5 protein-coding genes are annotated in these 4,184 nt (G+C 42.9%); 4 read left to right on the top strand and 1 reads right to left on the bottom strand.

Going from position 1 to position 4,184, the window contains the following annotated elements:
• The first annotated feature begins 475 nt into the window (after positions 1-475).
• From VIP81_RS21040 to VIP81_RS21025, 4 genes are all read left to right on the top strand, one after another.
• Entirely contained in the window at positions 476-1,768 is a 1,293-nt protein-coding gene (locus tag VIP81_RS21040; protein WP_331965855.1) for a DUF2130 domain-containing protein, read from the top strand.
• A 29-nt stretch (positions 1,769-1,797) separates the two neighbouring features.
• The gene (locus VIP81_RS21035) at positions 1,798-2,415 is read left to right on the top strand and encodes an HAD family phosphatase (RefSeq protein ID WP_331965852.1); all 618 of its coding nucleotides are present in this window, start codon (positions 1,798-1,800) and stop codon (positions 2,413-2,415) included.
• Positions 2,416-2,624: 209 nt separating this feature from the next.
• Positions 2,625-3,263 (top strand): DUF4136 domain-containing protein, encoded by a 639-nt coding sequence (locus VIP81_RS21030; RefSeq protein WP_331965849.1) that lies wholly within the window; start codon positions 2,625-2,627, stop codon positions 3,261-3,263.
• 31 nt (positions 3,264-3,294) lie between these two features.
• Complete coding sequence (locus VIP81_RS21025; RefSeq protein WP_331965846.1) at positions 3,295-3,915, top strand: outer membrane beta-barrel protein; 621 nt, start codon at positions 3,295-3,297, stop codon at positions 3,913-3,915.
• Positions 3,916-3,994: 79 nt separating this feature from the next.
• Here the strand turns inward: VIP81_RS21025 and VIP81_RS21020 are convergent.
• A partial coding sequence (locus tag VIP81_RS21020) for a hypothetical protein (RefSeq protein ID WP_331965843.1) occupies positions 3,995-4,184 on the bottom strand: 190 nt, incomplete at its 5' end.

Here is a 4,184-nt window from a genome sequence, read left to right as displayed (position 1 = left end):
CTGCGGAGTCTTTTAATGCCAAAATAAAGTCCTTCAGGAATGCACTCAGAGGTGTACGGGACGTAGAATTTTTTCTTTACAGATTGACTAAACTTTATGCTTAAAATTTCCACTAATCCCCCAAGTTTTCAACTTGATCCCCGGCGACTAGGCCAGGCTTCTTACCGATCGGGGACACCCCAATCCAAATACTTCAGCCATTAATGTTAATAGCCACAACACGAATATACGTGATTTCATAAAAGTCCCCATCCTTAACAATTACCTAACCCACGCTTAACACCCTACTAACAATAATTTTCCAATTTACATACACGCCCCAACGATATTATTACCCCTCGAAAACCCGTTGCCTGTTGTTTGTTTTTTTTAATGTTGATTGATGAGGAAGGATGAGGAAGGATGAGGAAACTCCTTCCTTTTTTTATTCCCACAGCCAATCCCCTATCTTTACGTAATTTTTTTACTGAATACTATGGGAACATCAATCACCTGTCCCAGTTGCAGGCACCAGTTTGTCATGGAGGATGCCTTCGCAGCGGATATCGAAAAAGAAATGAGGGGTAAAATGGAAGATGAATGGCGCCGTCGCCTGAAGTCGCTCCAGGACGAGAAAGATACGCTCCTCTCCGAAAAAAATAAGATGGCGCTGGAACGCCGACAGATAGAAACCCTTAAACAACAACAGGAAGAGGAAGTGAGCAGACGTGTGCTGGCAGAAAAAAAACTGCTCCAGGAAACGTTAGAGGAAGACCTGCGCAAATCCATTACTGCCGACCTGGACAACCAGCTGGCGGTATTAAGAGAAGCCAACCTGGAACAGGAAGAAAAACTCAGAGAAGCCCGTAAACAAGAACTGGATTTTCTGCGCAAAGAACAGGAACTGAATACCAAAGAACAGGAACTGGAAATCAACCTGCAAAAGAAATTGCTGGAAGCCCGTTCTGAACTGGCAGATAAAATACGTAAAGAGGAATCAGAGAGAAACAGTCTCCGGGACACGGAACACCAGATGCGATTGAAAGAACTGGAGAAACAACTGGAAGATCAACGCAGACTGGCAGAAGAGATGAAACGCAGGGTAGAACAAGGTTCTACACAGTTGCAGGGAGAAGCACAGGAACTGGTACTGGAAGAAATGTTACGCGCCAACTTCCCGTTTGATGAAGTAACGCCGGTAGGTAAAGGCGTACGTGGAGCCGATTGTATACAATTAGTCCGCAACCAATTCGGACAGGAATGCGGCAGAATTATTTACGAAAGCAAACGCACCAAAGAATTTATAAAAGACTGGGTAGAAAAGCTCAAAGCAGATATGCGCAGCCAGGGCGTTGATGTAGCCATTCTCGTTACCCAAACCATGCCTAAAGACATGGAACGTTTTGGCGAAAAAGATGGCATCTGGATCTGTACTTTCGCGGAAGTAAAAGCCCTCGCCTATGTATTGCGCGACGGCATTGTAAAAATTTCCGGTAAGCTGCGCACCCAGGAAAACAAAGGTGATAAAATGCACATGCTCTACGAATACCTCACCGGTGGAGAATTTGCAGAACAATGGAAAGCAATTCGCGAAGGATTTATGTCCATGAAATTATCGATACAACGTGAAAGAGATGCCATGGAAAAACTCTGGAAGTCACGCGAAAAACAACTGGAAAAAGTATTACTTAACGCAGCACATATCAGAGGATCTATTGAAGGCATTGCCGGCAGCGACTCTGTAGACCTGCAACTGCTGGAGGATGCCGCCGATGAAATATTAGATTAATTTTCGTTTTCTTACTTATATACACGCCTATGCAACCAGCTATCAGTACGATCATTTTTGATTTGGGAGCAGTATTAATTGATTGGAATCCCCGACATCTGTATCGTAAAATTTTTTCTTCTGAAGAAGAAATGGAAAACTTTCTGCAAAACATTTGCACCTCCGATTGGAATGAAACGCAGGATGAAGGCAGAACACTCGCCGCAGGCACCGATTTGCTGGTGGCAGACTTCCCTCACCACGAAGAAAATATCCGCGCCTATTATGGCAGATGGTCTGAAATGCTGGGCGGAGAAATTGAAGGAACAAAAAACATACTTCGGCAATTGAAAGAAAGCGGACAGTATAAATTATATGCACTCACTAACTGGTCTGATGAAACGTTTCCAATCGCACTGGAAATGTATCCTTCTTTACATTGGTTTGATGGTGTGGTAGTATCCGGTCGTGAAAAAATGCGCAAGCCTGCAGCCGCCTTTTACCAGCTGTTGCTTGACAGATACCAGGTAGCTGCCGGGAATGCTTTATTCATAGATGATAATATACGAAATGTGTTGGCTGCGCGCGCATTTGGTATTGATAGTATATTATTCGAAAACCCACATCAATTAAAAATTGAATTAGAAAATAGATCTATTATTATTTAATCCACTTCGTTAGTAATTGAACTTGTTAACCCTTCTTTTACTTTAGGATTTCCTTAACACTCCACGTCTAAACTTTCTGTAACAATCAACCATCTAATCCGTTCAAGAGAGAGGAAACACGGAAAACATGATTGTCAGGAATACCAACCTGTTTTGGTTCATCATCGTTAACGGGTAGAAAATTATTTTTTAAATTAATACGCTAGGACATGAAAAAAACTTTGTTTTTATTCAGTGCCGCTGCCGCATTGGTGGCGATGGTTTCATTCAGCAGCTGTCGTAAAGATCCCTTGAAAGATATGACTAATGAAGAGTCAAGGATTTACATCACGAATCACGATAGCACCGCCAATTTCACAGCCTATTCCACCTTTAGCATAGTAGATTCAGTGGCAGTACTCACACGCAGTTCGGATACCGCCAAAAAAGCATTAACAGATTACGATAAAAAACTGATTGCATCTGTTACCGCTGCGATGCAGCAACGTGGCTATACGCTGGTAAATAAAGCAGCCAAACCTGATCTGGCAGTGAATCTTACGCGTATAGACAATTCCTATACCAACATCTCCTGGAATCCAGGATGGTGGGGCGGTGGTGGATACTGGGATCCCGGTTACTGGGGATATCCCGGTGGTGGCTGGTATTGGCCTTCTTACTACACCGTATACCAGGTGAATGAAAAACAAGTGGCGATCGATCTTTTCGACCTGAAAAATCCAAAAGAAGGCAAGTTCACAGCTGTATGGAATGCACTGTGGCGCGGATCTGGCGTATGGAACATCGACAACATCGACTCCATGGTACAGGCATCTTTTGCCCAGTCCACTTACCTGAGTAAAAAATAATGTTGACTTGAACTTTTAAATTGACAGGAAGATGAAAAAGATTAGAAACTGGGTCTTGATTTTTGCAGGATGTTTTGCAGCACAATCAGTATCTGCACAGGTTCGTCCACCATTATCTGTGGATATTAACTATTCCATCGCGCAGCCTTTTGGCTCATTAAAAGATTATTCCGATAAAACCAGCTTCCGTGGCTGGAGTGCAGGATTACAATATATGCTGAATGATCAGTGGTCCGTGGGTTTGCGTTCCGGATTCCAGGACTTTTATCAAAAGCTCCCACGTGCAGTATATCCCGATAAACAAGGAGATGTATCTGCTGTACAAACACGTACCCTGCAGGTAATTCCTATTCAGGCAACTGTGAGTTATGCATTTACCAAACCCGGATCAGCAGTGATTCCATATGCTACCGTAGGTGTAGGTACTGCCAATATGAATTATGAAAAATACTGGGGTGAATTTGTAGAGAAGAATAACAGCTGGCAGTTCCTGGTAAGCCCGGAAATAGGCCTCAATGTCCCTTTTGGAAAGGCTTCGCCAGTAATGTTTAACGCGAATGTGCGCTATAATTATGCACCGTATAAATATGGCGACATTACCAGCTACAATACCCTCCAGGGAAATATTGGGTTAAAGTTCCATTTGAACTAACACCCTTTTTTGTCCATATTCTAAGAAAGAAAAGTGAGCGTGGGTCCCATCCGTTTAACCAGCGGGTGGGACATTTTTTTTAAAACTCCATGTATTGTTTGAAACCTTTGCTGAAAGCTTCTTTAATCGTACTGTCTTTATCTTTATAAATATAAATCGCCTCCAGTCCATATTTTGGATGCGCGGCAATATAAGCCAGTCCCTTTTCCACCCCCATTAAAATCAGCGGATTATCAAAAGCATCTGCTGTGAAACAATCTTTCGCAATC

Origin of the sequence: Chitinophaga sp., assembly GCF_036566945.1 — a bacterium.
Taxonomy (GTDB): Bacteria; Bacteroidota; Bacteroidia; order Chitinophagales; family Chitinophagaceae; genus Chitinophaga.
Note: the sequence above shows the minus strand (reverse complement) of the source record. Positions and strands in the feature narration are given on the sequence as shown.